Source organism: Komagataeibacter xylinus, from assembly GCF_031081985.1.
GTDB classification, from domain to species: Bacteria; Pseudomonadota; Alphaproteobacteria; order Acetobacterales; family Acetobacteraceae; genus Komagataeibacter; species Komagataeibacter xylinus_E.
Map to the genome: position 1 here is coordinate 61,816 of NZ_JARWSK010000002.1, position 26,196 is coordinate 88,011.

Sequence of the window (26,196 nt, forward strand, 5' to 3'; positions counted from 1 at the left end):
CGGATATCAGCCTCGTGAAGAAACTCTATCCCGCCATTCCCCTGCTTGTACTGGTGCTGCTGGTTGGTAGCTGGGGGGTGCATCACTTTGCCCAGCACAGGCTTGAAGCCGGCATAGCCGACTTCCGCGCCTCCATCGGGCCGAACGCCACGTTCAGCTACGCCACGGCCCGGCCGCGCACGCTGGCGCGGGGCGCGCATTTTACGGCCGTCACCTACCACAACCCCGCCATGACGCTGATCGCGGCTGACGTGCGGCTTGGCGGGCTGACCGGCAATAACGTGCAGGGCGAGAAGATCGGCAGCATCGTGCTGCGCGATGTCAAGATCATGACCCAGGCCAGCACCATCTCGCTTGACGAGGTGGACCTGCGCAACCTGGTGCTGCCCAATACCGACCGCGCGAGTGCCGGTGCCAGCCGCCCGCTCGGCTTCGATTCCCTCGTGCTCGATGATGGCACGTTCACCAACATGCATCTCGCCATTCCCTCCAGCCAGACCGACGTGACCGTGGCCCGCATGACCGTGGCGCAGTACGGGGTGGGGCGCACCTCGCATCTCGATCTCGACCGGCTGGCCACCCAGATCAACCTCACGCCCACCCGCCGGATCTCGGTTGATCACATCATGATCGACGGGCCGGATTTTGCCAGCGAGGTCGCAAGCCTGATCCAGTCGGGCCACCTGATCCATGAAAGCCATCCGCATACGATGGACCTGAAAAAGGTGGAGATCGACAGCACCCACCCCATGCTGCAGATCGACCATGTCGCCACCTCCAGCTTCTCCACCGCCACGGAGGACAAGATGGACACGACGCTGGGCAACCTCACGCTGTGGTCCACCGGCAATGATAACCAGACGATTCTCAATGCGTTTGGCTATGACCATTTCAACGGCAACATCCATATCAACAGCACCAGCGACCGCAGTGCGGGGCGCGTGCATCTTGAGCCGATGACCATCGAGTCGGCCGATATGGGCAACCTGACCGTGGTGGCCGAACTCGACCAGATCCCCTTTGATGACATGGCCATCATCCCCGAGACCGCGCGCATCGTCTCCGCCGCCATGACGTGGGAGGACCACTCCCTGGCCAGCCATGTGCTGGCGGGCCTGGCAAAGAGCCGCAATACCGACCCCGAAATCTACCGCCAGAACCTGCTTGCCGGGCTTGCCGCGTCCGATGATGCCTCGCTGCGCGCCATGGGCCGGTTCCTGCAATCGCCACAGGACCACCCGCTACAGATCGCGCTGCGCCCGATGAAGCCGGTCAACCTGATGATGCTGGGCGTTGCCCTGTCGATGGCGGGCGACCCCTCGGTCGCGGCCCCGCTGGGCCTGACCATTTCCACGCCCTGATGCACCACTCCGGCCCCGTGCATGTCATCGGGGCCAATGGCCGCTCGGGGCTGGCGCTGTGCCGGGCGCTACGGGCGGCAGGCCGGGATATCGTGCCCATCGTGCGCGACGGGGCACGCTGGCAGGCAACGCGCCTGCCCATGCCCGCGCGACTGGCCGACCTTGCGCATGATCCCGCCCGCCTGCGCCATGCCCTGCGTGACGCCTCCACCATTGTCCTGACCGCCCATGCCCGCCACCTGCCCGCCGTGCTTGCGGCGGCACCCGCGCAGGCGCGAGTCGTGGCATTGGGCAGCACCCGCATCTTTACCCGCTGGCCCGATGCCCATGCGCGCGGCGTGCTGCACGGCGCGCAGGCGCTGGCCGGTTCGGGCCGCGATGGCGTGCTGCTGCACCCCACCATGATCTATGGCGCAACGGGCGAGAACAATGTGCAGCGCCTCGCCGCCCTGATGCGCCGCCTGCCGGTGCTGCCGCTACCCGGCGGCGGGCGCGCGCGGCTCCAGCCCATCTGGCAGGGTGACGTGACCCGTGCGCTGCTTGCCGCCATCGGGCGCGACTGGCAGGGACCGCATAGCCTGATTATCGCGGGGGGGGATCAGGTCAGCTACCGGGATTTCACGCGCATGGTGGCCCGTGCCGCCGGGCTGCGGCCCCGCCCGGTGCTGCCGGTGCCGGCTGCCGTGCTGATGGCGCTCGCGCAGTTCAGGCTGCCGGGCCTGCCCGCCATTGCGCCCGCCGAGGTCCGGCGGCTCATGGAAGACAAGATTTTCGACATTGCCCCCATGCGCGCGCAACTCGGGCTGACGCCCCTGCCGCTGGCAGCGGGGCTTGCGCGCACGTTCGGAGCCGCAGCCATTTGCTGAAACGCGACAGAAGGCAAAGCCTTCTGGGAAAAGCTTCAGCAAAACAGTTCTGATTTTCAGGGAATTACGGGTTGGGGCGAACGACGGGGCTTCGCACCATTTAACCATAAACCGTTATATATCAATAACTTAATATCAAAAACTATGACGTTTTGGCCTGTAGCGCTACGTCAATGACGCTCCACCCAGACACATACGCTGATGCCATATGCAAGCGGCCATAGGCAAGAGACGAGACAAAAAGGGGCAGCACCATGAGAAAAGCAGCGCGGTGTTGCCTTCCATATGATGCTGCCCAAAGAAGCTCGTATTTTAGCTTCTGACGTGCCTGTCTTGTCAGGCCGGTGTTAGTGACTCAGGGAAGGCAAAAGTAGCCTGTGCAGCATCCTGAGCGGCTGTAGTCGACTGACAACGCTGTATGAGCTTGCGGATACTGGCACGCCTCCGGCCTGTGTCTTGAGCTATTTGCCTGATTGGCGTTCCCTCGCCATATCGCCGGATAATTTCAGACGCTTCCACAGGTGTAATGCGCGGATTGGCTTTGCCTGCAACGCCTCTGCACTTCGCAGCCATATCAGCTACATTTTCGCGCTGTGTTCCGACTCGAAGATTGCTAAGGCTGACGTTGAGCGGGTTATCATCTATGTGCATAATAACCTTCTCGGCAATCGGCCATCCAGCAAGTTCGGCTTGGGCACGGTGCACAGGGACTAACGCCCCCTGATGCCAAATGTGCGGGTAGCCGTCACTGTCGCACGACCCTGTCCAAAGTCCGGTATCAGGATCGGTATAATAGGCAAGGGCATCCTCCAAGCTCAGTCCGCGCGGTCGCTGTTTCCTTTTCTGCTTTGTTTCTGATGATGATTTGGTTTTATCGTTGCTGAGTTTATCAGCCGGGTAAGAGGTAAAGCTGTCTCTGTTCAATGACTTTCGAATGGTTGGCACCACAGAAAGGCATTGGCAGAAGCCCGCTCCATGAGAGCAGACTGTCAGCCCTTAACAACGGTATCGTGGTATCCTTCTTTTGTGGTGTGATTTTCGTGGATTTAGGCGTGTCAATGTTCTGCACCTTACGTTCTGAGCGGTGACACAGTTACGCTCATGTCAGACAGGCTCACCCATGCGGGTCTGTCTCACACAAGCCTAACCTGTGAGCGGAAGCGGTCAGGATTACCCGTGCCGCTCCCTTTTTTTGGATTGTTTCGCTACCCGGGCGGCCTATTTCAGCGCGTTACCTACGTTTTCGGCCACATCAAGCAGGGCATTGCCCAGCGTCTCAACCATTGAAGCTACGTAGGCAGCTTCTGCTGGTGTCCACGAGACAGAGGTTTGTGGATGCTTAGGCAGCGTAGTGCCCAACGCCTCCGCCAATTCAGCGCAGCGGAGAATATCTTCCCGGTGGTCAATGCCGGAAAGGTGGATGGGGAAAAGGGTCATGTCTTGATCCTTGGGTGGCTGGGTGCGGCACTATCCGCCTTCTGGTCCTCTGTGAGTGCTGGTCGTGTGAGCTGGTGGCCACCTTGATCCGCCAAGAGCCGATGACCGCCGTGAATCGATATGCCGGAACAATGGATATTCTGGTATCCACAATTCAGAAGAACTCACAATCAGTAATTATTCTGGTCATAATTGATTTATTGTTGTATATAATGCCTATAACGTCATGAAATCACAAAAGCACAACGTCACTAATACAATATACTATCGCATTTTATACGAAGGCACTAAGGCAGCGTTCTTCTATCGCCCATCGAAAGTGAGGCGTGCTCAGGTGTTGCACGTTGCAAGGTAGAGCGTTAATGCGACCCCATTTATCGACCACGCAGAATTAAAGCCTATTTATCATTTGTATGGTCGATAACAGATCGACTTTATTCGGCCTGTCCTTTTCGGGGCGCTTCCCTATTAGGGCGACCATTTCGCCATATCCTCCGTAACCCCTTGAGATAATTATAGAAATCACAGTTATACACAGGCACACATTACAGGCCCGTTAGGTAGCCAGAGAAGGGACCCGAGCCGTGCTCAGCCGTTTCCGCCGGGGAAGTTCTCTCACCGTTTCGCTGAACAACAACAACGGCTTTACTCCCTCTCGTTGGAAGTGCGACCGGTCACATTTCTGGCCGTCTAGTGGACCGTTTTGGAGTCCCGAAGAGGTCCAGACGCATCCGCATTCCTCAGTCATGCGTTTTCCGAATCGCCGTGATTCCAGATTGTTCGTGGTCTATCCGTGCGTTCTGCCTGTATCAAATCAGACAACGAATGACGACAGGAATGTAACGCCATGCAGAAAGCAATCGCATACGTCCGGGTAAGCACGGCCAAGCAGGGCAAGAGCGGCCTCGGCATGGATGCGCAGCTTGCGGCCATACAGCATTTTGCACAGGCAGAGGGCTTCAGCGTGGTGGAAGTGTTCACGGAGATAGAGACCGGCAAGGGCAGCGACGCGCTGACAAAGCGGCCTCAACTCCGCAATGCGCTGGATAAGGCCAAGGTCATGCAATGCCCGGTGATCGTGGCAAAGTTGGACCGCCTCAGTCGTGACGTGGCGTTTATCGCTGGCCTGATGGTTGAGCGTGTCCCGTTTATCGTGGCCGAGCTTGGCAAGGATGCCGATCCGTTCATGCTCCACATCTGGGCAGCCATGGCGGAGAAGGAACGCCGTATGATCTCCGAACGGACAAAGGCGGCCCTAGCCGCTGCAAAGGCCCGTGGCGTCGTTCTAGGTGGAAAGCGTGGCGGTCCTGCACCGGACCATGCGAAGGGCACAGCGGCCATTCAGGCGAAGGCAGCAGCGTTCAAGAGCCACGTAGGGCCGATCATAGCCGACCTGCATGCCAAAGGGCTTTCCCTGCGGGCCATTGCTGCCGAGCTTATGAGCATGGGCATCAAGACCAGCCGTGGCCGTGAAACATGGACCGCAGCGGCGGTAAAGCGGTGTCTTGCTCCCGATCAGAGTGCAGTCCTCACATAAGCCTCGTCATTATTCCATGCTTATTATGAATAAGTATATCAACATCAATCGGTATTTTATTGGGTATGTGTATATAGCGGCATGGAAATAAGATTGAGCAGGTAAATCCATACCACCATCACCTTCCATTCAGAATGCAGCCCTGATCCGTTGCTTGATGGTGGATCATCTTCACCTACACACCCAGCACCTACGGTATGGATGTATGATGTGGGCTGGATGATGATAGTGATGATTATCCATTTTTCCCCTTTCCTTCTCCTATCTTCTAGAGGATACCCTTAGGAGGATAAGTGGAAAGGTTTCGGACCATAATGAATGCGCCACAGGACACATTCCAGAAGCGACCACCATCACATCATCACGACACTGAAGAATTACAGGAAGCTCGCACGCTATCCCTTGGTCGCCGTCCGCACGGAGAAGCGGCGGAAAAGCTCGTAGCCGAAGTAGCTGATGCCCTCCGTCCACTGGTTGCACGGGCGGGAAAGCCCATCACAACAGCGCCTAAAAGAGACCGTGACAAGGGCCAGGAGCGCCGCATACAGGAAACCGGCATCATTCTTGCGGGGCTGATGCGCAGCGGCTTTCGTGGAGATTGGCAAGCTGTCCACGAAGGCTCTGCCCGCTGGTTTTGGGGGAAAGACCGCAACTTACCGATCGGCCATAATGCCTTCTGGAAGAAAGCCTGCGCCATGATAGAGCTTGGCTTCTTGGACTATGTTCCGGGTAAAGGCTGGAAGAACGATTGGGGGGACTGGCAGGGCGAGGAGGCCCGCATAAGGCCCTCAGCGGCCCTCTTGCAGCTTGCGGAGTCGTGCGGGTGCACTCGGACCACAGCGGTTGCAGACTGGCCGCTCCGGCATCCTGCGCCCGTCTTATCGGACTGCCAGCCTGTTAGCATCAAGCCGTTTCCCGGTGCAGCGCTGCCACAGGACACGGTGCCTCAATCGCTTACGGATTTCATGGCGCGTCTATCCTCCGCTATGGCCCTTCATCGCATTACAGGATGCGCCGCTCCGGTATTCCAGATGAGCTTTACCGGCTCGCTAGACTTCGGAGGGCGCATCTATGCCAAGGGCGCGGATAACTACCAGAACAGCCTACTTAAGGCGGACAGGCAATTCATCACGATAGACGATGAACCTGTGGCCGAAGTCGATATATCTGCCTCTTTCCTGTCCATTGCTCTGATCTTGTCGGGCGGGACAATGCCGCCGGAGGGTGACTTATATGACCTTCCTTGGGTAGCACCATCACACCGTGCCGCTGTTAAACAATGGTTTGTCGGGGCATTCGGGATTGGCAAGCCGTGCGCTCGCTGGCCCAAGAGCACACCTGTTGATATTCGGGATAGCATCGCCGCATCAGCTATCTGCAAGGCTGCGACAAGGCGATATTCTTTTCTGTCCGACCTGAGCAGGCTTGTGCCAGCCGAGACAATGGCAACCGTCCCGGTTGACTACCGCTCGAAAGCCGTAGGACAGTTCCTAACTTGCGTGGAAGCCCAGATTATGCGCAGGGCTATGGACTACATTATGGCTCAAGGCAGCGTTGCGCTGCCCATGCATGACGCTTTGATCGTGCCCCGCTCATGGGCTGACAAGACACGTGAGGCAATCGTGCGGGCCAGCAAGGATCGGCTGGGGCAGCCCCTTCGGGTCACAATATCGGATGCCAGCGGGCCAAATCCGCCGAAGTGACCATTGAGACCTTCACGAAGCTAGATGGCACCTTGTGTAAGGTCCGTGTGGTGGAAAGGGAGGGTAAGCCATGGTTTGCCGCTGCGGATGTTTGCACAGCTCTTGGCCTGAAGAACCCGACCGTTACGCTCCGCCACGTCGCACCTAACGACAAGGCTAAATCCGTCTTAGGGGAACGTGTAGGGAACATTGTCTCCGAAGCGGGTCTTTATCGCATCGTCCTGCGCTGTGACAAACCCGATGCACGCCCCTTTCAGGATTGGGTGACGCACACAGTGCTGCCCACGCTCCGTAAGGAAGGTGCTTATGTCCGTGATGAAGAGAAGATTGCGGATGTTAAGGACGTGCAGGACCTTGATGCCCTTAACGATATGCTTGTGAACCTGATGAAGCGCAAGACGGAGCTGCTAGAGGCCCGCTTGGCTGAGAAGGAAGCTGTCATTCAGCAGCAGGCCCCGAAGGTTTCCCCTTATGAAGATGTATGGCAGTTAAAACTGATTGATATTTAGGTAGGACACTCGTCAATGTCAGCCAACCAGTCGAGCCGAGGTAAAATTAGTCGCCAGTTTAGCGGCACAACAGGCACGCCTGTAGATAGATTTGTGGCAGGCAACCAACCTCATGATGAATGGATTTATCTTTCTGCACGATTTCCTACAGGTATAAGGCGCGGCACCATCGCGCAACAATCCAATGAGACACAACAATTTGTGGCCGATTGGTGGTTTCTAAGCAATTATGAGCCCTTCAGTTTTTCCAAAGGCGGCCCTTACTTCGGTTTTGATGAGGATGCGCCTAGGTTAAATGAAGGAATATACCATCCATTCTTCCTCATCTCTGAAACAATACTAAAATCTGAGTTTGGAGATATTTTGGAGGAGGATGTTCTTCAGAAACTGGTCAAAAGACATCCCGGCAGATGGATGCCCATATTAGAACCTCGTGTATCTTTTCAGGATACCCCTCGGACCAAAGAAGCAATCCGACAAGACCTTGCCAGACGTCTTGAGGTCTTAGAGCGACAAATCCAAAGCATGCCGACGCAGCCCGAATCTGTTGACCGGCACGGGATAGGCGGAAATCACCCACCCAGCGACATTGATACGCCGTTGCCTCAGTTGCTTCTAAAAGCCGATAAAGCTGAAGCCTTGGCGCTTATATCAGAATGTCGGTCTAGCATTTCAGACGGTGCCCCAGCACAAGACGTCAGCAAGGTTTGGGAAAAACTCAAACCATACTTGGCGCAACTTGGGTCATTCGCTAAGTGGCTTCTAGGAAAAGTCGTGGATGGCGCAGCCAAACAAGTGGGCTCCAATTTTATCCAACTTCTTCCTAAGCTCGTCCAAATGCATAACAATGGTGCGACCATTTCCAAACTTATAGCGGTTCTGTTAGGATTCGATTAATTACGTATGCGTTGCTGGCCCTTTAGGCCCGCATAGCTTGCAAGACAGCCTCGGCAATGCCTCTCTCGCCCATCTCCGTGATTGCCCGGTCATACACTGACCAGTCAAACCGCTTGGCCGCGTAGGTGTTGGTCGCCAACGTCACAGGCTTATGCCCAAGCAGGTGATCCAGCACCAGATCAGAGCAACTATCGGCCCCGTTGGCCTCCGCCTGCTTGATGAACGTGGCGAAGCACCGCCGGAAGCTGTGGAAGTCCACCGTGTTATCCTCGCCCAGCACGGACTTGAGAAAGGTGGCATAGCGTTTGGAAAGGTAGTGCCCCGGCTTATCGTCGCGGCCACCCGGCTTGCATTCGGGGAAGATCATGGCATCCGCATCATGCGGGTTAGGAAGGTCCGCAAGCCGCTGTTCAATGACCGCCTGGGCAATCGGATGCAAGGGCAGTTCCCGAACGGATGATCGGGTCTTGCTCACGTTCTCAGTGATGGAAATACGCCAAAGCTGGCCCGGATGCTGTGGGCGGATAACGCGGCCCACGGTCAGACTGGCAAGCTCATTCTGGCGGCAACCTGTGAGCGGTGCCAGCCGGAGCATGTCATAAATCACCCGTGCCCATTGGCTGCGCTTGGGTTGCGCCACACGCTCCCTTGCCTGTGTCAGTAGCTGGACAAGCTCGGCATCTGTATATGGCCGTTTTTCACCCCGCGCACGGGAGGCGAGGCTAATCTTGCGCTTGAGGCCCCGCGTTGATCCTGCCCACGGGTTGACCTCCGCGTAGCCTACGTCCTGCGCCCATTTCCAGAATGTATTCATGGTGGACAGATGGAAGCCGACCACGCGCGGGCCGACTCCGGGCACCTTTTCCAGCCATTCCCGAAAATGCCCCGCTGTCTTTCTGTCTATGCGCTCTATAGCGATGCTGCGGGCGTATCCCTCCGGGTCGCTTGTCTCGATGCCTGCGGCTTCCGCAAGGTGCTGCCCTAGCCGCGACAATGCCCGGTGGTGGCGGTCTATCAGTTCCTTGGTCACTACGCCGTCAAGCTGCGGAAACCAGCGATCCAGCAGCACACCGAGGGGCGTGGCTGTCCCGAAAGCTATGGCCTGCGCCTGCTGGTAGGCATCACGGGCTGCTTTCTGTCCTGCTGGGCCACCTGTTGCCTGTGCGATTCGCTGGGCTGATGCTGAGAGCGACTCCCTCACCACATCGGCCCCGAAGTCACGATCCGATATGCTCTCACTGACAATGACTCCCGTGGTCGGGTCATCGTTCAGGTAGTAGGGCTTCCGGTAGTCGTTAGCTTCCTCAAGAGCCTGCCGTGCCTCTAGGGCTTGGTCCGTTAGCTGCTGGCGCAAATCACAACAGGCAGGCGACCAGTCACCATGCAACGGAGGGAGGCCATGCGCCGCAAGGGCCGCGTCAACCTCCGTGCGGATGGCCGCCAGCTTCGCATCGCGCCGTAGCAGGGCTTGCCGGTAATCCTTGGTGTGGAGGGATTTGACAATATCCCGGCGTGTTCCGGCACGGGCTGCTGTTGCCCTGCCCACGTCCTGCCATCGGTCCTGCGGAACAATGAGCCGCACATAGTAGGTGCTGCCCCGCTTGGTCATGTTGTGCATGTCATGCTCACCCTTCGCGTTGCGTTTGGGTGTGACGCTAGACCTATGACGCACAGCTACAGACCAATGACACAGGATTGTCTAAGCTATTGATTTTAAAGGGGAAATACGGGTTGGGGCGAACGACGGGGCTCGAACCCGCGACCACCGGTACCACAAACCGGCGCTCTACCAACTGAGCTACGTCCGCCACAACTGGAGCGGTTATTTAGAGAAGCCGCGCAGACCCGTCAATTCCCCTTTTTGCATTTTCATGCATTTTCCGCGCAGAGCTGCGCGCGCACGCCCTGCAACCGCTGCACCGCCTGCGAAATGACGCCGGTTTTCTTGCAAAAGGCAAAACGCACGTAGCGATCGGGAATATCCGCACCCGCCTGGTCATAGAAGGCCGAGACGGGAATGGCCGCCACCCCCACCCTGCGCGTCATCTGCTGGCAAAAGGCCACGTCGCCCCCCGTAAAGCCCAGCGGCGCGATATCCGCGATCAGGAAGTAGCTGCCATCGCACGGCAGCACGTCGAATCCGGCCCGGCCCAGCCCTTCGGCCAGCCCGTCACGCGCGGAACGCATGCTCCCGGCCAACTGCTCGAAATAGGCCGTGTCCTTGTCCAGCCCCACCGCCACGGCGCGTTGCAGGTTGGGCGCCACGGTAAAGGTGAGCAACTGGTGCGCCTTGGCCACGAGGGCGGCGAGCGGCGCGGGCGCGGTGACATAGCCCACCTTCCACCCGGTCATGGAAAAGCTCTTGCCAGCACTGCCAATGCGGATGCAGCGCTCGCGCATGCCCGGCAGCGCCATCAGCGGCACGTGCCGGGCGGGGGCGAAGGTCAGGTGCTCATACACCTCATCGCACACGGCATAGGCATCATGCCTGGCCACCAGCCCCGCGATGAATTCCAGCTCATCACGCGTGAACACCTTGCCCGTCGGGTTCATGGGCGTGTTGAGCAGGATGGCCTTGGTGCGCGGGGTGAAGGCGGCGGCAAGTTCCGCGCGCGGCAGGTCCCAGTGTGGCGGGGCGAGGCGCACGGTGCGCACCACCGCGCCAAGCAGGCGCAGCACCGGCAGGTAGGTGTCGTACAGGGGTTCGAACACCACCACCTCGTCGCCCCGGTTGACCAGCGCCATAAGCGAGGCGGTGATGGCCTCGGTCGCACCACATGTCACCACCACCTCACGCGCGGGCTCGACGGCAATGCCATAAAAACGCGCATTAGACCGCGCCACCGCGCCCTGCAGTTCGGGCAGGCCGGCAAGCGGGGGGTACTGGTTGCGCCCGTCACGCAGGGCGTGGGCGGCGGCCTCGACAAGGTCGGCCGGGCCTTCGGTATCAGGAAAGCCCTGGCCGAGATTGATGGCGTCATGCTCCGTGGCCAAGGCCGACATGACGGAAAATATGGTGGTTGGCAGCCCTGAAAGCATCGCGTTGGCGGGTTTCATCGTCTTATCCTGTCCATGTGCGCATGGGTGCGGGCAATGCGTATTTTTGCCCATATCACCCGATTGCCTGAAAACCAAAGCCGTGCAACCCTGCCACGGCAACACGGGCGGCATGCCCTACAGATGCCACGAGATGGAAGACAGACCAACAGGCATGAAAAAGATCGAGGCCATCATCAAGCCCTTCAAGCTCGACGAGGTGAAGGACGCCCTGCATGAGATCGGCCTGATGGGCATCACCGTAACCGAGGCCAAGGGCTTTGGCCGCCAGAAAGGCCATACGGAACTGTATCGCGGCGCGGAATACATCATCGATTTCCTGCCCAAGGTAAAGCTTGAGATCGTCTGCCCCGATGACATGACCGAGCGCGCGGTCGAGGCCATCATGGCCGCCGCCCGTACCGGTCGCATCGGCGATGGCAAGATCTTCATCACCCCGGTCAGCGAGGTCATCCGCATCCGCACGGGCGAGCGGGGGCCTGATGCCATCTGAGGGTTGGCCTGCAAACATGGGTCTCATGGCCGCTGGCCTATCGACAGCAGCACCGCGTTTCCGTAACCATAACCGCCGCGCCGCATGGAACGGCACACCAAAGTCAGGACAGGTAATTTAACATGGCAAAAAAAGCACAGGCTTCAGCCTCGGTTTCAACACCGTCGCATTCTGCTGAAGCCATCGCGAAGGTCTTTGAAATCATCAAGGAAAACGCGGTCGAGATGGTTGACCTGCGTTTCACCGATCCGCGCGGCAAGTGGCACCACACCACCCAGTATGTCACCACGATCGAGGATGACACCTTCCGCGAAGGCTTCATGTTCGATGGTTCTTCGATTGCTGGCTGGAAGGCCATCAACGAAAGCGACATGATCCTGCTGCCTGACCCGACCACCGCGGTGATGGACCCGTTCTCCGCCAAGCCGCAGCTGATCCTGATCTGCGATATCGTGGAGCCCTCCACCGGGCAGTTCTACAACCGCGACCCGCGCGCCACCGCCAAGCTGGCCGAGCAGTACCTCAAGTCGACCGGCCTTGGTGATACCGCCTTCTTCGGCCCCGAAGCCGAATTCTTCATCTTTGACAGCGTGCGCTTTGGCACCGGCCCGAACTTCGGCACCTACGAGCTGGAAAGCATCGAAGGCCCCGGCGCGTCGCTCAAGGACTACCCCGAAGGCAACATGGGCCACCGCCCGGGCGTGAAGGGCGGCTACTTCCCGGTCGCACCCGTTGACAGCGAAGGCGACCTGCGCGCCGAAATGCTGACCACCATGGGCGAGATGGGCCTGCCCATCGAGAAGCACCACCACGAAGTGGCGCAGTCGCAGCACGAGCTGGGCACCAAGTTCGACACGCTGGTCCGCTCCGCCGACTTCATGCAGATCTACAAATACTGCGTGCACAACGTCGCCCATTCCTACGGCAAGACGGCAACCTTCATGCCCAAACCGATCTATGGCGATAACGGCTCGGGCATGCATGTGCACCAGTCGATCTGGCGCAACGGCAAGCCCACCTTCGGCGGCAACGGCTATGCCGACCTGTCCGATGAGGCGCTGTACTACATCGGCGGCATCATCAAGCACGCCAAGGCGCTCAATGCCTTCACCAACCCGTCCACCAACTCCTACAAGCGCCTGATCCCGGGCTTCGAGGCCCCCGTGCTGCTGGCTTACTCCGCCCGCAACCGTTCCGCCTCGTGCCGCATCCCGTATGCGACGAGCCCGAAGGCGAAGCGCGTCGAGGTCCGCTTCCCCGACCCGACCGCGAACCCCTACCTCGCCTTTGCCGCCATGCTGATGGCCGGCCTCGACGGCATCAAGAACAAGATCCACCCCGGCGATGCCATGGACAAGGATCTGTACGACCTGCCGCCCGAGGAACTCAAGCAGATCCCGACCGTGGCAGGCTCGCTGCGTGAAGCCCTGACCGCACTGGAAGCCGATTACGAGTTCCTGCTCGCCGGTAACGTGTTCACCAAGGACCAGATCGAGAGCTACTGTGAAGTGAAGTGGCAGGAAGTCTACAAGTTCGAGCACACGCCGCACCCGGCCGAGTTCGAGATGTACTACTCCGTCTGATCCCGCCTTCCCCCACGGGAAAACGGATCGACACGGAAAGCGCCGGAACCTTACGGGTTCCGGCGCTTTTTTCATGTCCGGCCCCAGACCCGCGCGCACGTTTGCTCGATTGCACTTCCCGCGCACTGGTCGCAGCCCTCATATCGCCTAAACCTTGGGGGCCTCCACCAACGCAAGGACAGACCATGACCCAGGCACCCCCCGCCACCATGCAGGCCGTGACCGTAAGCGAACCGGGCGGCCCCGATTGCCTGCGCATCACCACCGTGCCGGTGCCCCAGCCCCGCGCGGGCGAGGTACTGGTGCGGGTCATGGCCGCGGGCATCAACCGCCCCGACATCATGCAGCGCCAGGGGCTGTATCCGCCGCCGCCGGGCGCCAGCCCCCTGCTGGGGCTGGAAGTGGCGGGCGAGGTCGTGGCGATGGGCGAAGGCGTGCCGCCCGATGCCTTTCCCGCGCCCGGCGCGCGGGTGTGCGCGCTGGTCAATGGCGGGGGCTACGCGCAGTACTGCACCGTGCCCGCAGGCCAGTGCCTGCCATGGCCCGCAGGGTTTGACGCGCTGCATGCGGCCGCCCTGCCCGAAACGTTCTTTACCGTATGGTCCAACCTGTTCATGACGGCGGGGCTGAAACCCGGCGAGAGCGTGCTGGTGCATGGGGGCACCAGCGGCATCGGCACAACGGCCATCCAGCTTGTGCACGCGCTGGGCGGCACGGTTTACGCCACCGCCGGCACGGACGAAAAATGTTCGCTGTGCACCACGCTGGGCGCGCGCGCGGCCATCAACTACCGCACCGAGGACTTCCCCACGCGCATAAAGGAACTGACGGATGGCGAGGGGGTCAATGTCATCCTCGACATGATTGGCGGGGCCTATATGGAGGGCAACCTCAAATCCCTGGCCATAGCCGGGCGGCTGGTCATCATAGCGCTCCAGGGCGGGGCGAAGGCCGATGGGGTCAGTCTGGCCCGCATCATGACCCGCAGGCTGGTGGTGACCGGCAGCACGCTGCGCCCGCGTGATGCGGCCTACAAGGCCGAAATCGCCCGCGACCTCGAGGCCCGTGTCTGGCCGCTGCTGGCGCGGCGGGCCATCCGCCCGCTCATCCATGCCACCTTCCCCTTGGCGCGGGTTGCTCAGGCCCATAAACTCATGGAAAACGGAACCCATATGGGCAAGATCATGCTGGACCTGCAACATCCCGCCCCGACAGACGAGACCGGACGATAGGAACACAAGCTGGTGCTACTGAACGTCATTGAGCGCGGACCCGAACAAACCGGACCTGACACGGCTGGCAGACCCCCCATTGTCCTGCTGCACGGCCTGTTCGGGCGGGCGCGCAACCTTGGCTTCTTCCAGCGCAGGCTCGCACGCACCCGGCGCACGCTGGCCATCGACCTGCGCAACCATGGCGAAAGCCCGCACGGGCTGATGGACTACAACACCATGGCGGGCGACCTGCTCGAAACGCTGGCCCACCACAACGCGCTGCCCGCAACGCTGGTCGGCCACTCCATGGGCGGCAAGGTGGCCATGACGCTGGCCCTGACCCGGCCGGGCATGGTGCACAGCCTGCTGGTGGCCGACATTCCGCCCGCGCGCACCGGCCACGGGCAGTTTGCACTGGGCGAGCAGATGCTGCGGGTGCCGTTCCCGCCCTTCCTCAACCGGGCGGGAGCGGAGCGGCTGCTCCAGCACTACATCCCCAACACCGATGTGCGCGCGCTGATGCTGCAGAACATCCGTGTGGGGGAAAATCCCGGCTGGAGCATCGGCCTGCGCGAGATGGTGGAATCGATGTCCAACGTCGAAAGCTGGCCCTACATCCCCGAAGGCTACACCTATCCCGGCCCCACGCTGTTCCTGGCGGGCGGGAATTCGCCCTATATCCGCCCCGAACATTATGCCATCATGCGCAGGCTTTTTCCGTGCTACCGGCTTGAACTGATCGAACGGGCGGGGCACTGGCTGCATGTCGAAAACCCGGAGAGATTCGCCGAATTACTGGAAAATTTTGTCGAAAGCTACTGAAGCAGCCCTCCGTTACGCATCCGGTCCTTGACAGGCCACCCACCCGCGTCAGTTATGCTGGCAACATGCCAGGGCAGGCAGGCAGGCCCCGGCAACAGACCCACATGGCGGAGACCCGCAGCCTTTCATGACGGTGACACTCAGTCCCTCCTCCCGGCGGCCAGAGGCCGTGGAGCCCGTACTGATCCCCCGCGACCCGCCGCCCGGGGGCGGCCTGCCGCGCAATGGCCGCACGGAACAGTACAACCCGCCCGCCCGCGAAAGGCTGCTGCCCGGCACCCCCGTGCCGCCGCCGCCCGGCTACCGCAAGCTGCGCCCCATGATATCGGGCCTGATCCGTCCCGACACGGTGGAAACGCCCGGCCCGGGGCGCGCCATCGCCATATCGGGGCTGCTGCATGCAGCCCTGCTCGCTGCCATCCTGATCGAATCCGCCCATCACAGCCAGCACGGCACGCCCGACGCCACGCGCACGGAGCCGCAGGTGGAGATGGTGTTCTCGCCGCCCACATCAAGCGGGTTGCAGGGCCAGTCCTCGCCCGACATGGCGGGCGGCCAGAACGCGCGCAAACAGCAGCAGGACAAGCAGCCCTCACCCAGTGCGCAGCAGAATACAAACAACCCGCAGCACAACAGCGAGGATTCATCGCCCTCCGCCAATGCCCCCAGCGAGGACACCCCCGCCGCCCCGCCACTGAGCGAAGCCCCCTCCGACCTGTCGGTGCCGCAGTCGCAGCAGCAGGACAGGTTCAACCCCGCCATGCAGAACTCCGGCCACGGCAGCCACGCAGCCCAGCAGTCGCAGAACCAGTCCTCGCCCAATGCCTATGCGGCGTTGCAGCACCCGATGAACTGGTCGCTCTCGGCCTCGCCCCTGCCCCGGCGCAGCAGGCAGGGCCGCGCGGGTGGCACGGGCGGACCGATCGACCTCTCGCTCGGGCCGGTGGTGCAGAATGGCAAGATCAATGCGCCCTACTCCACCAGTACCCAGATCAAGGGCGTGAGCGACGATTACGGCGAGGAACTCGAACGCTGGATCCGCAGCCATATGTACTACCCGATGGAAGCCGCCCAGGCTGGCGAGGAAGGCCCCTCCTCGGTGCATGTGGAACTCGACCGCGACGGCCACGTGAAAAAAGTGCGCCTGACCGGCCAGTCCGGCTCGTATTACCTTGATGCGGCGACGACGGGGATGTTCCGCAACGCCCAGCTCCCCCCCGTGCCGCCGGACATGCAGGGCGACAGTTTCCCCATCGACCTGACCATCAACTACATCCTGATCCGCCGCTGAACGCACGGGCAGAAGGAGATTTCATCGCCATGGACACAGCACGACTCCTGCAGCAGGCCGGGCATGACTTCCACGCCTTCGATAATGCCGACGCCGCCGTGGCCCGCATTACCGAGCTTTATGACCACGCCGCCGGGCTGATCCGCCACGCCTTCGCCACGCGCGATACATCGGGGCTGGCGGATGCGGTCTATCCCTACCTTGCCTTCATGCCCGCTGCGGCCCTGCCCGCCGATGGGCCGCGCCCGCCCTTTGACGTGGTGCTCGAACCCGGCTTCTATGGCACCACGCTGACCCGCCCTGCCCTGTTCGGCCCTTACTGGCGCGAGCAGATCGAAAGCCTGCTGCGCCATTACCGCACGCCGGTCATGGTTGGCCTGTCGCGCCAGCCCATCCCGCTCTCCTACGTGATGGAGGAGGCGGTGACCTCGCTGACGGAGTCGGATCTTGCGTGGATCCAGGCCCATTTCGCGCTGCCCGACCTGCACGTGACCGACGATTCGATCGCCAACTGCGAGTACATCCCCCGCCCCGACGTGCCGCGCCCGCTTGCGCTGTTCACGGCCCAGCGCACCGATTACTCGCTGGCGCGGCTGCACCACTACACCGGCACGGCGCCAAGGCATTTCCAACGCTTCATCCTGCTGACCAACTACCAGCGCTATGTCGATGCATTTCGCGAATACGGGCATGCGCAGGTAGATGCGGGGTCGGAATACACGGCCTTTGTCGAGCCGGGCGAGATCATCCACACCCGTGATGCGCCGCACACCGCCAGCCATGCGGGCCAGAACCTGCCACAGATGCCCGCCTACCACCTGTGCCGCCCCGATGGCGATGGCATAACGCTCATCAACATTGGCGTAGGCCCCGCCAACGCCAAGACCATTACCGACCACCTCGCCGTGCTGCGCCCGCATTGCTGGCTGATGGTGGGGCACTGCGCGGGCCTGCGCCGCAGCCAGAAGCTGGGCGACTACGTGCTGGCGCATGGCTACCTGCGCGATGACCACGTGCTCGACGACGACCTGCCGCCCTGGGTGCCCGTGCCCCCCATTGCCGAGGTGCAGATGGCCCTGCAGGACGTGACCGCCCGCGTAACCGGCCTGCATGATGCCGAGGTCAAGACCCGCCTGCGCACCGGCACGGTCATGACCACCGACAACCGTAACTGGGAGTTGCGGCTGGGCGCGCTGTTTACACGCATCAACACATCCCGCGCCATTGCGGTGGACATGGAATCAGCCACGATCGCGGCCAACGGCTTCCGCTTCAGGGTGCCTTACGGCACGCTGCTCTGTGTTTCGGACAAGCCGCTGCATGGCGAACTCAAGCTGCGCGGCATGGCCAATGCCTTCTACCGCGAGCGCGTGCGCCAGCATCTGGTGGTGGGAATCGAGACCATGCAGCAGTTGCGCGCGCAGGGCGTGGACCGGCTGCATTCGCGCAAGCTGCGCGGGTTTGACGAGCCTGCTTTCCGCTAAATCATTAAGATCATAAAAGTTTTTGGGTGCCGCCTTTTTTCATGAAGGCGGCATTCTTTTGAAGCTTTTTGAAAAAAGCTTCACCAAAAACTTTTATCCGTTGATCAGAAATCCGGCAGTGTGGGGGCCAGATGGCCACCCTGCCGCACCGGGGCCATGCGGCGGGCGAGGCCGGTGGCGTCATCGGTTTCCACCATCATGCCCGCAATGCTGGCTTCGCCCTCGGCTGGTTGCAGGCGCTCGCCGGGCATCTTGCGCACGAATCGGGCAATGGCGGCGTCCTTGCCCATGCCGATCACGCTGTCATAGTCGCCACACATACCCGCATCGGTCTGGAAGGCGGTGCCGTGGGGGAAGATGCGGTGGTCCGCCGTGGGCGTGTGCGTGTGCGTGCCAATGACCAGCGACACGCGGCCATCAAGGAAATGACCCATGGCCCATTTCTCGCTCGTGGCCTCGGCATGCACGTCCACCACGGCGGCGTGCATGGTCACGCCCAGCCGGTGGCGCGAGAGGATATCGCTCACGCCGCGGAAGGGATCATCCATCGCATCCATGAACTGCCGGCCCATGATGCTGACCACCAGCGCCTTGCGGCCATCGACAAGTTCCACCATCACGCTGCCCTGCCCCGGCGTGCCGGGCGGATAGTTGGCGGGGCGGATGATGCGGGGTTCGCTGTCAATATGGCCGATCAGGTCGCGCCGGTCCCAGCTATGGTTGCCCAGCGTGATGACATCGGCCCCCGCCGCAAGCAGGTCGCGGCCGATGGCGGGCGAAAGGCCGAAGCCGTGGCTGGCATTCTCGCCATTGACCACCACCAGGTCGAGGGCAAGGTCGCGCCGCAGGCCGGGCAGGCGGGAGATGACGGCCTCGCGCCCCACGCGCCCGACAATATCGCCCAGAAACAGTATTCTCAAGAAAACAGCCTTTATCTACCGCGTCCGCCCGTCACCACGACACCGGATCCATTCACGCTCGGTCACGATCGCGGGCAGCGCCACGTCATACCGGCCGGTCGGGATGCACGCCACTTCCTGAAAGGAAAAGCCAAACCCCACCGCCCGCGCTGCAGGCAGGCTGGCCAGCGTGCGATCATAATAGCCCCCGCCATATCCCAGCCGCATGCCCCGCCTGTCAAATGCCAGCAGAGGCACGCACACCACATCAGGCTGCACGATGGGACCATCGGGGTGGGATGTGCCATAGCGGCCCGCGCGCATGGCGCAGCCCGGCTGCCACAGGCGGAAGGCCAGCTTATGGCCCTTTGGCGTGGTTTCGGGCAGGGCAATGCACAGGCCATCGGCGTGGAGCGCGTGCATGACGGGTTCGAGCGCGCTCTCGCCCGGCAAAGGCCAGACAAGGGCTACGGAATCGCCTGCCGCAGCCATGGTGCGCAGGGCGCGGACCATGCGGTGCTGGAGGCTTTTCTCGGCCATCCCGCGCCCGGGGTCTGCGGCAAAGGCGGCCCGCCTGCTGGCCATGACGCCGCGCAGGGCCTGTTTGGCATGCGCGGTGGACCACGATTCGTTTGCGATGGAAGTCATGGAAAATGATACGGAGCCGCCATGGCCGTTGGTCGGATCAGCCCTCCCGGACCTGCTGACGCAGGTGGGCGCCAGATAACGTGACCACGATCACGACAGTGCCAGCTCCCTAGGAAGTGCTTATCGGCCCAGGGGTTGAATCATGCCTGACGCACCCGGCAGCCCCGCCCTTTCTATCTAGTCTTCTTCCAGTGCGTCCGCAATGTTTTCCGCACGTTCGACAAGGTGGGCAAGCTGCTCCCTGCGGCGTTCGTTCTCGATGCGCGCCTGCCGGCCCTGCGCAAGCTGGTGGGCGGTGTCCGATGACATCTTTTCCGCCGTCAGGTCATGAATTTCGTCAGCCATGAGCAGGGCGGCCAGCGCAAGCAGCCGCCCCTCGCCGCTATGGCCGCCGAGTTCGCGGATGCGCTCGATCCGGCGCTCGACTTCCTGCGCCATGGCCTGGAGGTGTTTCTCCTGCCCTTCCTTGCACCCCACGGCGTAGGAAAAACCATTGATGCGCACGGTAACCTGGCTCATGGCCTATTTCTCCCCGCTGGTGGTTTCCCCACCATCATCAAGCACGTCGCGCACGCGGGCAATGAGCACGTCAATATTGGCGGCGAGCGCCTGCAGGTCGATATCGGGCGCCGCGGGTGCCTGGACAGGGGCCGCGGTGGTGCGGCGATCAAGGGCGAAGGCGATGCGATTGAGGGCGAGTTCGAGGCGGTCAGCCGGATTCTCTCCATCCTCCGAAGGGGAGCGCGCGGCATCCTGTTCCGGTGGCATGATAATATCAGACACGTTCATCCTTTCCCTCGTTCCTCCCCTTGAACTGATCGCGCGGTGCGGTTTCAACGTCAAGCATGATCGACAAACATGACCATTATATGCCGCTTATCACGATTTCAGGCGCAGGCGAGCTGGCGCTGGTCACCACCACGGCGGCATCGTTACGCACGGACTGCGCCGTAGTTTCCCCGCCCGGGGCGGGGTGTTTCATGGGCGTGCCGTGGTGGGCGGCGCTGGTGGCGGACTGCCCGCTGCCCGCCTGGCTGGATTGCGGGCAGGCGGCGGGCCACGCGGCAGCCGCCCTGCGCGCAGGATTGAGCGGTGTCATTGTCAGCGCCACGGCCCCGCAGCACCATGCGCTCGTATCACTGGCATGCATGACGGGTGGCCGCGTGCTGCGCGCCCGCCCGCACGCGCTGGAACTGCCCGCAAGGGGTGCGAGGGATGCGCTGGAAAGATACCTGCGTGCTCCCCACGTACCATGACAGAACGGTCCGGGCAGGCGCAGGATGCACGGACAGCCATTTGCAAGGGGAACGAGAAATGACACTGACACCGCAGGTCAAGGCCATCCTTGACCACTACGAAAGTGACACGCCGGGCACCAAGGCCAATCTCTACCGGCTCATGAACACCGGCAAGCTCGCGGGCACCGGCAAGCTGGTGATCCTGCCGGTTGACCAGGGCTTCGAGCACGGTCCGGGCCGCTCGTTTGCCCCCAACCCGCCCGCCTATGACCCGCATTACCACTACTCGCTGGCCATCGAGGCGGGGCTGAACGCATTCGCAGCGCCCCTGGGCATGCTCGAGGCCGGGGCCAGCACGTTTGCGGGCCAGATCCCCACCATCCTCAAATGCAACAGCTCCGACAGCCTGACCACGCAGAAGAACCAGGCCGTGACCGGCACGGTGGCCGATGCGCTGCGGCTGGGCTGCTCGGCCATCGGGTTCACCATCTACCCCGCCAGCGACTACCAGTTCCACCAGATGGAGCAGCTGCGCGAGATGGCGCGCGAGGCCAAGAATGCGGGGCTTGCCGTGGTGGTGTGGAGCTACCCGCGCGGCCCGATGCTCGACAAGGCGGGTGAGACGGCCATCGACATCTGCGCCTATGCCGCCCATATCGCCGCCGAGCTCGGTGCCCACATCATCAAGGTCAAGCCCCCGACCGAGGATCTGTGCCTGCCCGCGGCCAAGAAGGTCTATATCGATGAGAAGGTCGATATCGCCACCCTGCCCGCGCGAATCCGCCATGTGGTGCAGTCGGCCTTTGCGGGCCGCCGCATCGTGATCTTCTCGGGTGGCGAGCACACCACCACCGAGCACCTGCTCGACACCATTCGCGGCATCCATCAGGGTGGCGGGTTCGGTTCGATCATCGGGCGCAACACCTTCCAGCGCCCACGGGCCGAAGCCCTGAAGCTGCTTGGTGACATTACCGACATCTTCCTCCAGAAGGTCTGATCCCGCTACCGGTGCCCCGCATGGCAAAGCTGGCCATGCGGGGGCTGTTCGCCGCCGCCACGGTGGCATAGGATCGGCCCGACATGACCGATTGCCAGCTCTATCTCATCACGCCCGAATCGCTTGATCCGGCGACCTTCGCCCCCCTTCTTGCCCAGGCGCTGGACGCAGGCCCGGTTGCGGCGGTGCAACTGCGCCTTAAAAACGTTGATGACGACACGATTCGCCGCGCGGTGGATGTGCTCCAGCCCGTGACCCATGCGCGTGACGTGGCCTTCATCATGAATGATCGCCCCGACCTTGCCGTAAGCTGCGGCTGCGACGGCGCGCATGTGGGCATGGACGATACCGACGTGGCTACCGCCCGGCGCATTCTGGGCGACAACCTGCAACTTGGCGTATCGTGCTATGACAGCCGCGACATGGCCCTGCGCGCAGGCGAGGCCGGGGCGGATTACGTGGCGTTTGGCGCATTCTTCCCCTCCCCGTCGAAAGAAACCGAAGTACGGGCCGATCCGGCGCTGCTCACGTGGTGGAGCAGCATGATCGAACTGCCGGTGGTGGCCATTGGCGGCATCACGCCCGAAAACTGCGGCACGCTGGTGCGCGCGGGGGCGGATTTCCTGTCGGTCATCAGCGCGGTGTGGTCGCACCCTGATGGACCGGGTGCAGGCGTAAAGGCCATGAACGCGGCCATCATAGCCGCAGAAGAATAAAAGCCTCGAAAAAACGCCGCCTTTTTGAAAAAAGGCAGCACCCGAAAACTTTTAATCCATGCCCCCTGCGTGGCGCTGCAGGTACCCTGCCCACCGCCGCACGGTCGGGCTGGGGTCCGCCTCAAGCACAGGCACAATCAGCGCCAGATCGGGGAAATCCCGCCAGCACTGCGCCAATGCCCGCAGCGCCGTGCGCCTGACCATGGCGGCGCGGTCATGCAGGGCCGTGGCGATCAGGGCATTACGGTCAACGGGTTGCCTGACATCCCGCCGCATCAGTGCTGGCACGGGGCGATCGAGGCCCAAAGATTTGTTCACCCATTCCTGCCGGGTGCCCGTTTTCCATCGTGCCTGCCCCCATAACAGCACCTGCAGCGCGGTCGCCCGCACGCTGGCCTGCCGCGCCATGGCCGCCAGCATGGGCAGGGCGGCATCAAGCAATGGCGTGCGCAGGAAATAGCGCAGGGTCACGCCCAACGGGGCATCGCACACGGTGGCGAACCGCGCGACCAGTTGCACCCGCACGGCGGGGCGGGCGAATAACAGCTCCATGCAGGCAGCCTGCATGGGTGCCCAGCGGGTCCAGTCCTGCCAGCTTCCCCGCAGGGCCAGCCCCATGGCGACAGCGACATCAGGTGCAACCTGCAAGAACAGCCTGCCCGCGCACCGTGCGGCGGCCTCGCGCACGGGGCCTGCCCAGTCATTGAGGCGGATGACCAGGGCCGCCAGCATGAAAGGCGAGCGCGGCACGGTGGCCAGCGCGTTGAGGGCAGCCTCGCGCACATGGCCATCGCGGTGCAAAATCAGAACCTGCGCCAGCATGGGCATGCCAGCCAGCACGCCACATATGCGGCGACGATCCTTTTCGGGGTCTGTTACGGGGTAACAAAAACAGCACAGCGCGTTTCTGATCCGCACACTGGCCGTAACAACCTGCGCCGCCGGCAGGCCATCAAGCCCCGCAACACACGCCGCGACAAGGACGGTGGGCGGCGCAGTGCCTGCCAGCAGGCATTGGCCAAGCGCAACGAGGTCCGCCTCAAGCGCAGGGGGCAGGTCGTAATCCGTCAACATGGCAAGAAAAGCTCCATGACCGGGTTCAGGCACCCCGAACGGGATGAATACCTGCCGACATGAGGCCGGTGACCTTTTTACCAGCGAGGCCGCGAGTTGCAAATCCTGATAGACTAAAAAGAATAAAAGTTTTTGGTGAAGCTTTTTTCAAAAAGCTTCGAAAGACGCCGCCTTTTTGAAAAAAGGCGGCACCCAAAAACTTTCATTATTTCCTGACGTCTTACGATCCCTCTCCAAGCCACTGCACATCTGCAATCCGGTTCGTACCCGCCGCCAGCATCACCAGCCGGTCAAAGCCCAGCGCAATGCCCACACACGGCGGCAGGCTGCCAAGGGCGGACAGGAAAGCCTCGTCCATCGGCCAGTCCAGCCCGGATTCGCCGGGGTAAAGCGCCAGCCGCCGCGCCCGGTCGGCCTCAAAGCGGGTGCGCTGCTCGGCAGGGTCGGTCAGTTCCTCGAACGCATTGGCCAGTTCGATGCCCCCCGCATAAAGCTCGAAACGCAGCGCCACACGCGGGTCCGCCGGGTCACGCCGGGCCAGCGCCGCCTGGCTTGCGGGCCAGTGGGTGAGGAAGGTGGGGCGCGTGCGGCCGATATGCGGCTCGATGCGCGCCATCATCAGGCGAAAGAACAGGTCCTCCCACGTTTCATCGCGGCGCAGGTCACAGCCTGCGGCCTCAGCCAGCGCCGGGGCGTCGCCCTCATGCGCCAGAATGTCCACGCCTGCATATCGGGCAAAGGCTTCGGCCACGCTCAGCCGCTCGAAGGGGGCGGCAATGCTGATCTCATCGCCCCCCACCCGCACCACCGGCGGCAGGACCGCGCGCAGCAGGGCTTCGGTTTCATCCATCAGACTGCCCAGCGTGGCGCCGGGGCGGTACCATTCGAGCATGGTGAACTCATGGGCATGCAGCCTGCTGCCTTCGGCATTGCGCCACACCCGCGCCAGTTGGTACACGGGCAGGCCAGTGGCGGCGACGATGCGTTTCATGGCGAATTCCGGGCTGGTGTGCAGCCACAGCCGCTCGCGGCTGCCATCTGCGCCCGCCCGCTCGGTGGCAAACACCTTGAGATGCACTTCCTCGCCCGGAGTCGGCACGGCGTAGGGGGTCTCGACTTCCGTGTAACCACGCGCATCAAAAAACGCCCGCACGCCGCGCAGCACGAGGTTGCGCCGCAGCAGTAACGGCAGCCGGTCGGCAATGCGGGCGCAGTCGGGGCGTGGGGGCAGGGACTCGGGCATGGAACACGCTCTTTGGTTGCAGCGGATGGATGCGCGCAGTACAGCCCCCGCATGGCACTCCCGGTCAATCCCCCCCAGCCCCCGCGCACGCTGCGCAGCGTGGCCGACCTGCTTGCGGCAGGGCTGATCACCCCCGCGCAGGCCCCGGCACTGGAAAACGTGGCGCAACACTACGCCACCGCCATTCCGCCCGCCTTTGCCGAGCTGATCGAAACGCCAGATGACCCGATCGGCCGCCAGGTCATTCCCGATGCGGCGGAATGCCACGCCGACCCGACCGAAGACCCGGACCCGATTGGCGATGACGCGCTCTCCCCCGTGCCGGGCATCGTGCACCGCTATGCCGACCGCGCGCTGCTCAAGCCGCTGCTGGTCTGTCCGCTTTACTGCCGCTTCTGCTTCCGCCGCGAGCATGTCGGCCCCGGCGGCGGGGTGCTTGATGAGGCCGCACTCGAGACCGCGCTCGACTGGCTGCGCACGCACCCCGACATTCATGAAGTCGTGATGACCGGCGGCGACCCGCTCATGCTCTCGCCGCGCCGCATGCGCATGATCATGCAGGCCCTTGAGGGGATGGCGCATATTCACACCATCCGCATCCACTCCCGCGTGCCGGTGGCCGACCCTGAGCGGCTGGATGAGGAAATGGCGGATGCGCTGGAGACCACGCGCTCGATGTGGCTGGTGGCGCACATCAACCACGCACGTGAACTGACACCCGCCGCCCGCGCCGCCATCCGCCGCGTGCAGGCGCGCGCCATACCGGTGCTGGGGCAATCCGTGCTGCTGCGCGGCGTCAATGACACGACCGAGGCGCTCGAGGCGCTCCTGCGCGCGCAGGTGGCCGCCCGCATCCGCCCTTATTACCTGCACCAGCTCGACCCTGCACCCGGCACCGCGCGCTTTCACGTGCCCATACGCGAGGGGCAGCGCCTGCTCGCCAGCCTGCGCGGGCGGGTCACGGGCATTGCGTGGCCGACCTATGTGCTCGACATTCCCGGCGGGCATGGCAAGGTGCCCATCGGGCCGGATTACCTGCGCACCGGCCCCGATGGCATGCTCGAGGCCGTGGCGCCTGATGGCACGCCGCACCGCCTTGCGCGCGAACGGGGCTGAAAAGAAGGGCG

The 26,196-nt window shown here is 62.3% G+C and carries 27 protein-coding genes, 1 tRNA gene and 1 other RNA gene; 16 read left to right on the plus strand and 13 right to left on the minus strand.

The window, feature by feature from the left end:
* The first annotated feature begins 14 nt into the window (after positions 1-14).
* Both QEG70_RS04075 and QEG70_RS04080 read left to right on the plus strand, forming a co-directional pair.
* Positions 15-1,361, plus strand: coding sequence for a hypothetical protein (locus tag QEG70_RS04075; protein WP_308719506.1), 1,347 nt, complete (start codon positions 15-17; stop codon positions 1,359-1,361).
* Positions 1,361-2,227 (plus strand): NAD(P)H-binding protein, encoded by an 867-nt coding sequence (locus tag QEG70_RS04080; protein ID WP_308719507.1) that lies wholly within the window; start codon positions 1,361-1,363, stop codon positions 2,225-2,227. Before QEG70_RS04075 ends, QEG70_RS04080 begins: the two co-directional genes overlap by 1 nt.
* 336 nt (positions 2,228-2,563) lie before the next feature.
* Here QEG70_RS04080 and QEG70_RS16980 read toward each other — a convergent pair whose 3' ends face one another.
* Together QEG70_RS16980 and QEG70_RS04085 are read right to left on the minus strand one after the other, a co-directional pair.
* Entirely contained in the window at positions 2,564-3,175 is a 612-nt protein-coding gene (locus QEG70_RS16980; RefSeq protein ID WP_374762542.1) for an HNH endonuclease signature motif containing protein, read from the minus strand.
* 270 nt (positions 3,176-3,445) lie between these two features.
* Positions 3,446-3,664 (minus strand): hypothetical protein, encoded by a 219-nt coding sequence (locus tag QEG70_RS04085; protein ID WP_308719508.1) that lies wholly within the window; start codon positions 3,662-3,664, stop codon positions 3,446-3,448.
* Positions 3,665-4,511: 847 nt separating this feature from the next.
* Here QEG70_RS04085 and QEG70_RS04090 point away from each other — a divergent pair.
* From QEG70_RS04090 to QEG70_RS04105, 4 genes are all read left to right on the plus strand, one after another.
* Positions 4,512-5,201, plus strand: coding sequence for a recombinase family protein (locus QEG70_RS04090; RefSeq protein ID WP_308719509.1), 690 nt, complete (start codon positions 4,512-4,514; stop codon positions 5,199-5,201).
* Between the two features lie 314 nt (positions 5,202-5,515).
* Positions 5,516-6,904, plus strand: a complete 1,389-nt coding sequence (locus tag QEG70_RS04095) for a hypothetical protein (RefSeq protein ID WP_308719510.1) — start codon at positions 5,516-5,518, stop codon at positions 6,902-6,904.
* A complete protein-coding gene (locus tag QEG70_RS04100; RefSeq protein ID WP_308719511.1) occupies positions 6,901-7,413 on the plus strand; it encodes a BRO-N domain-containing protein in 513 nt (170 codons plus the stop codon). Before QEG70_RS04095 ends, QEG70_RS04100 begins: the two co-directional genes overlap by 4 nt.
* 15 nt (positions 7,414-7,428) lie before the next feature.
* Positions 7,429-8,310: a hypothetical protein gene (locus tag QEG70_RS04105; RefSeq protein WP_308719512.1), complete on the plus strand. Its 882-nt coding sequence runs from the start codon at positions 7,429-7,431 to the stop codon at positions 8,308-8,310.
* A 22-nt stretch (positions 8,311-8,332) separates the two neighbouring features.
* Here the strand turns inward: QEG70_RS04105 and QEG70_RS04110 are convergent, their stop codons facing one another.
* The 3 genes from QEG70_RS04110 to QEG70_RS04120 form a co-directional block, all read right to left on the minus strand.
* The gene (locus QEG70_RS04110) at positions 8,333-9,928 is read right to left on the minus strand and encodes a tyrosine-type recombinase/integrase (protein ID WP_308719513.1); all 1,596 of its coding nucleotides are present in this window, start codon (positions 9,926-9,928) and stop codon (positions 8,333-8,335) included.
* A 114-nt stretch (positions 9,929-10,042) separates the two neighbouring features.
* A tRNA-His gene (locus QEG70_RS04115) sits at positions 10,043-10,118 on the minus strand.
* Between the two features lie 61 nt (positions 10,119-10,179).
* On the minus strand, positions 10,180-11,367 hold the full coding sequence (locus tag QEG70_RS04120; RefSeq protein ID WP_308719514.1) for an aminotransferase: 1,188 nt from the start codon (positions 11,365-11,367) through the stop codon (positions 10,180-10,182).
* 154 nt (positions 11,368-11,521) lie between these two features.
* Between QEG70_RS04120 and QEG70_RS04125 the strand changes: the two genes are divergently transcribed.
* The 6 genes from QEG70_RS04125 (at position 11,522) to QEG70_RS04150 (ending at position 18,254) form a co-directional block, all read left to right on the plus strand.
* Positions 11,522-11,860 (plus strand): P-II family nitrogen regulator, encoded by a 339-nt coding sequence (locus QEG70_RS04125; RefSeq protein ID WP_110569573.1) that lies wholly within the window; start codon positions 11,522-11,524, stop codon positions 11,858-11,860.
* Between the two features lie 122 nt (positions 11,861-11,982).
* On the plus strand, positions 11,983-13,443 hold the full coding sequence (gene glnA, locus QEG70_RS04130; protein WP_061272402.1) for a type I glutamate--ammonia ligase: 1,461 nt from the start codon (positions 11,983-11,985) through the stop codon (positions 13,441-13,443).
* A gap of 185 nt (positions 13,444-13,628) precedes the next feature.
* Entirely contained in the window at positions 13,629-14,675 is a 1,047-nt protein-coding gene (locus QEG70_RS04135; RefSeq protein ID WP_308719515.1) for an NAD(P)H-quinone oxidoreductase, read from the plus strand.
* A gap of 12 nt (positions 14,676-14,687) precedes the next feature.
* Positions 14,688-15,479 (plus strand): alpha/beta fold hydrolase, encoded by a 792-nt coding sequence (locus QEG70_RS04140; RefSeq protein ID WP_308719516.1) that lies wholly within the window; start codon positions 14,688-14,690, stop codon positions 15,477-15,479.
* A 127-nt stretch (positions 15,480-15,606) separates the two neighbouring features.
* Positions 15,607-16,770 (plus strand): energy transducer TonB, encoded by a 1,164-nt coding sequence (locus tag QEG70_RS04145; protein WP_308719517.1) that lies wholly within the window; start codon positions 15,607-15,609, stop codon positions 16,768-16,770.
* A 29-nt stretch (positions 16,771-16,799) separates the two neighbouring features.
* Entirely contained in the window at positions 16,800-18,254 is a 1,455-nt protein-coding gene (locus QEG70_RS04150) for an AMP nucleosidase (protein ID WP_308719518.1), read from the plus strand.
* Between the two features lie 104 nt (positions 18,255-18,358).
* Here QEG70_RS04150 and QEG70_RS04155 read toward each other — a convergent pair whose 3' ends face one another.
* The 5 genes from QEG70_RS04155 to QEG70_RS04175 form a co-directional block, all read right to left on the minus strand.
* Positions 18,359-19,174 carry a TIGR00282 family metallophosphoesterase gene (locus QEG70_RS04155; RefSeq protein WP_308719519.1) on the minus strand — a complete coding sequence of 272 codons (816 nt, stop codon included), beginning with the start codon at positions 19,172-19,174 and terminating at the stop codon, positions 18,359-18,361.
* A 15-nt stretch (positions 19,175-19,189) separates the two neighbouring features.
* Positions 19,190-19,801, minus strand: coding sequence for a 5-formyltetrahydrofolate cyclo-ligase (locus QEG70_RS04160; protein WP_308719520.1), 612 nt, complete (start codon positions 19,799-19,801; stop codon positions 19,190-19,192).
* Positions 19,802-19,810: 9 nt separating this feature from the next.
* Positions 19,811-19,969, minus strand: a non-coding RNA gene (ssrS, locus tag QEG70_RS04165) — 6S RNA.
* 9 nt (positions 19,970-19,978) lie between these two features.
* Positions 19,979-20,320 carry a cell division protein ZapA gene (locus tag QEG70_RS04170; RefSeq protein WP_172159120.1) on the minus strand — a complete coding sequence of 114 codons (342 nt, stop codon included), beginning with the start codon at positions 20,318-20,320 and terminating at the stop codon, positions 19,979-19,981.
* A gap of 3 nt (positions 20,321-20,323) precedes the next feature.
* On the minus strand, positions 20,324-20,590 hold the full coding sequence (locus QEG70_RS04175; RefSeq protein ID WP_308719521.1) for a hypothetical protein: 267 nt from the start codon (positions 20,588-20,590) through the stop codon (positions 20,324-20,326).
* Between the two features lie 80 nt (positions 20,591-20,670).
* On the opposite strand from QEG70_RS04175, the gene QEG70_RS04180 reads away from it, so the two are divergent.
* From QEG70_RS04180 to thiE, 3 genes are all read left to right on the plus strand, one after another.
* On the plus strand, positions 20,671-21,057 hold the full coding sequence (locus tag QEG70_RS04180; protein ID WP_308719522.1) for a hypothetical protein: 387 nt from the start codon (positions 20,671-20,673) through the stop codon (positions 21,055-21,057).
* A 58-nt stretch (positions 21,058-21,115) separates the two neighbouring features.
* A complete protein-coding gene (locus QEG70_RS04185) occupies positions 21,116-22,036 on the plus strand; it encodes a class I fructose-bisphosphate aldolase (RefSeq protein ID WP_308719523.1) in 921 nt (306 codons plus the stop codon).
* Positions 22,037-22,119: 83 nt separating this feature from the next.
* Entirely contained in the window at positions 22,120-22,752 is a 633-nt protein-coding gene (gene thiE, locus QEG70_RS04190; RefSeq protein ID WP_308719524.1) for a thiamine phosphate synthase, read from the plus strand.
* 51 nt (positions 22,753-22,803) lie between these two features.
* Here the strand turns inward: thiE and QEG70_RS04195 are convergent, their stop codons facing one another.
* From QEG70_RS04195 to epmA, 3 genes are read right to left on the minus strand one after another with little or no spacing between them, the layout of a single operon-like run.
* On the minus strand, positions 22,804-23,826 hold the full coding sequence (locus QEG70_RS04195) for a hypothetical protein (protein WP_308719525.1): 1,023 nt from the start codon (positions 23,824-23,826) through the stop codon (positions 22,804-22,806).
* Positions 23,827-23,851: 25 nt separating this feature from the next.
* Positions 23,852-24,022, minus strand: a complete 171-nt coding sequence (locus QEG70_RS04200) for a hypothetical protein (RefSeq protein ID WP_308719526.1) — start codon at positions 24,020-24,022, stop codon at positions 23,852-23,854.
* A 24-nt stretch (positions 24,023-24,046) separates the two neighbouring features.
* A complete protein-coding gene (gene epmA / locus QEG70_RS04205) occupies positions 24,047-25,069 on the minus strand; it encodes an EF-P lysine aminoacylase EpmA (protein ID WP_308719527.1) in 1,023 nt (340 codons plus the stop codon).
* 51 nt (positions 25,070-25,120) lie between these two features.
* Between epmA and QEG70_RS04210 the strand changes: the two genes are divergently transcribed.
* Positions 25,121-26,185, plus strand: coding sequence for a lysine-2,3-aminomutase-like protein (locus QEG70_RS04210; RefSeq protein WP_308719853.1), 1,065 nt, complete (start codon positions 25,121-25,123; stop codon positions 26,183-26,185).
* Positions 26,186-26,196: the final 11 nt, after the last annotated feature.

Bases quoted from the DNA above. Each gene is read 5' to 3' on its own strand.
- QEG70_RS04080 (WP_308719507.1), top strand. From the start codon at position 1,361: ATGCACCACTCCGGCCCCGTGCATGTCATCGGGGCCAATGGCCGCTCG.
- QEG70_RS04085 (WP_308719508.1), bottom strand. From the start codon at position 3,664: ATGACCCTTTTCCCCATCCACCTTTCCGGCATTGACCACCGGGAAGAT.
- QEG70_RS04090 (WP_308719509.1), top strand. From the start codon at position 4,512: ATGCAGAAAGCAATCGCATACGTCCGGGTAAGCACGGCCAAGCAGGGC.
- QEG70_RS04095 (WP_308719510.1), top strand. From the start codon at position 5,516: ATGAATGCGCCACAGGACACATTCCAGAAGCGACCACCATCACATCAT.
- QEG70_RS04105 (WP_308719512.1), top strand. From the start codon at position 7,429: ATGTCAGCCAACCAGTCGAGCCGAGGTAAAATTAGTCGCCAGTTTAGC.
- QEG70_RS04110 (WP_308719513.1), bottom strand. From the start codon at position 9,928: ATGCACAACATGACCAAGCGGGGCAGCACCTACTATGTGCGGCTCATT.
- QEG70_RS04120 (WP_308719514.1), bottom strand. From the start codon at position 11,367: ATGAAACCCGCCAACGCGATGCTTTCAGGGCTGCCAACCACCATATTT.
- QEG70_RS04125 (WP_110569573.1), top strand. From the start codon at position 11,522: ATGAAAAAGATCGAGGCCATCATCAAGCCCTTCAAGCTCGACGAGGTG.
- glnA (WP_061272402.1), top strand. From the start codon at position 11,983: ATGGCAAAAAAAGCACAGGCTTCAGCCTCGGTTTCAACACCGTCGCAT.
- QEG70_RS04135 (WP_308719515.1), top strand. From the start codon at position 13,629: ATGACCCAGGCACCCCCCGCCACCATGCAGGCCGTGACCGTAAGCGAA.
- QEG70_RS04145 (WP_308719517.1), top strand. From the start codon at position 15,607: ATGACGGTGACACTCAGTCCCTCCTCCCGGCGGCCAGAGGCCGTGGAG.
- QEG70_RS04150 (WP_308719518.1), top strand. From the start codon at position 16,800: ATGGACACAGCACGACTCCTGCAGCAGGCCGGGCATGACTTCCACGCC.
- QEG70_RS04160 (WP_308719520.1), bottom strand. From the start codon at position 19,801: ATGACTTCCATCGCAAACGAATCGTGGTCCACCGCGCATGCCAAACAG.
- QEG70_RS04170 (WP_172159120.1), bottom strand. From the start codon at position 20,320: ATGAGCCAGGTTACCGTGCGCATCAATGGTTTTTCCTACGCCGTGGGG.
- QEG70_RS04175 (WP_308719521.1), bottom strand. From the start codon at position 20,590: ATGAACGTGTCTGATATTATCATGCCACCGGAACAGGATGCCGCGCGC.
- QEG70_RS04180 (WP_308719522.1), top strand. From the start codon at position 20,671: ATGCCGCTTATCACGATTTCAGGCGCAGGCGAGCTGGCGCTGGTCACC.
- QEG70_RS04185 (WP_308719523.1), top strand. From the start codon at position 21,116: ATGACACTGACACCGCAGGTCAAGGCCATCCTTGACCACTACGAAAGT.
- thiE (WP_308719524.1), top strand. From the start codon at position 22,120: ATGACCGATTGCCAGCTCTATCTCATCACGCCCGAATCGCTTGATCCG.
- QEG70_RS04195 (WP_308719525.1), bottom strand. From the start codon at position 23,826: ATGTTGACGGATTACGACCTGCCCCCTGCGCTTGAGGCGGACCTCGTT.
- epmA (WP_308719527.1), bottom strand. From the start codon at position 25,069: ATGCCCGAGTCCCTGCCCCCACGCCCCGACTGCGCCCGCATTGCCGAC.
- QEG70_RS04210 (WP_308719853.1), top strand. From the start codon at position 25,121: ATGGCACTCCCGGTCAATCCCCCCCAGCCCCCGCGCACGCTGCGCAGC.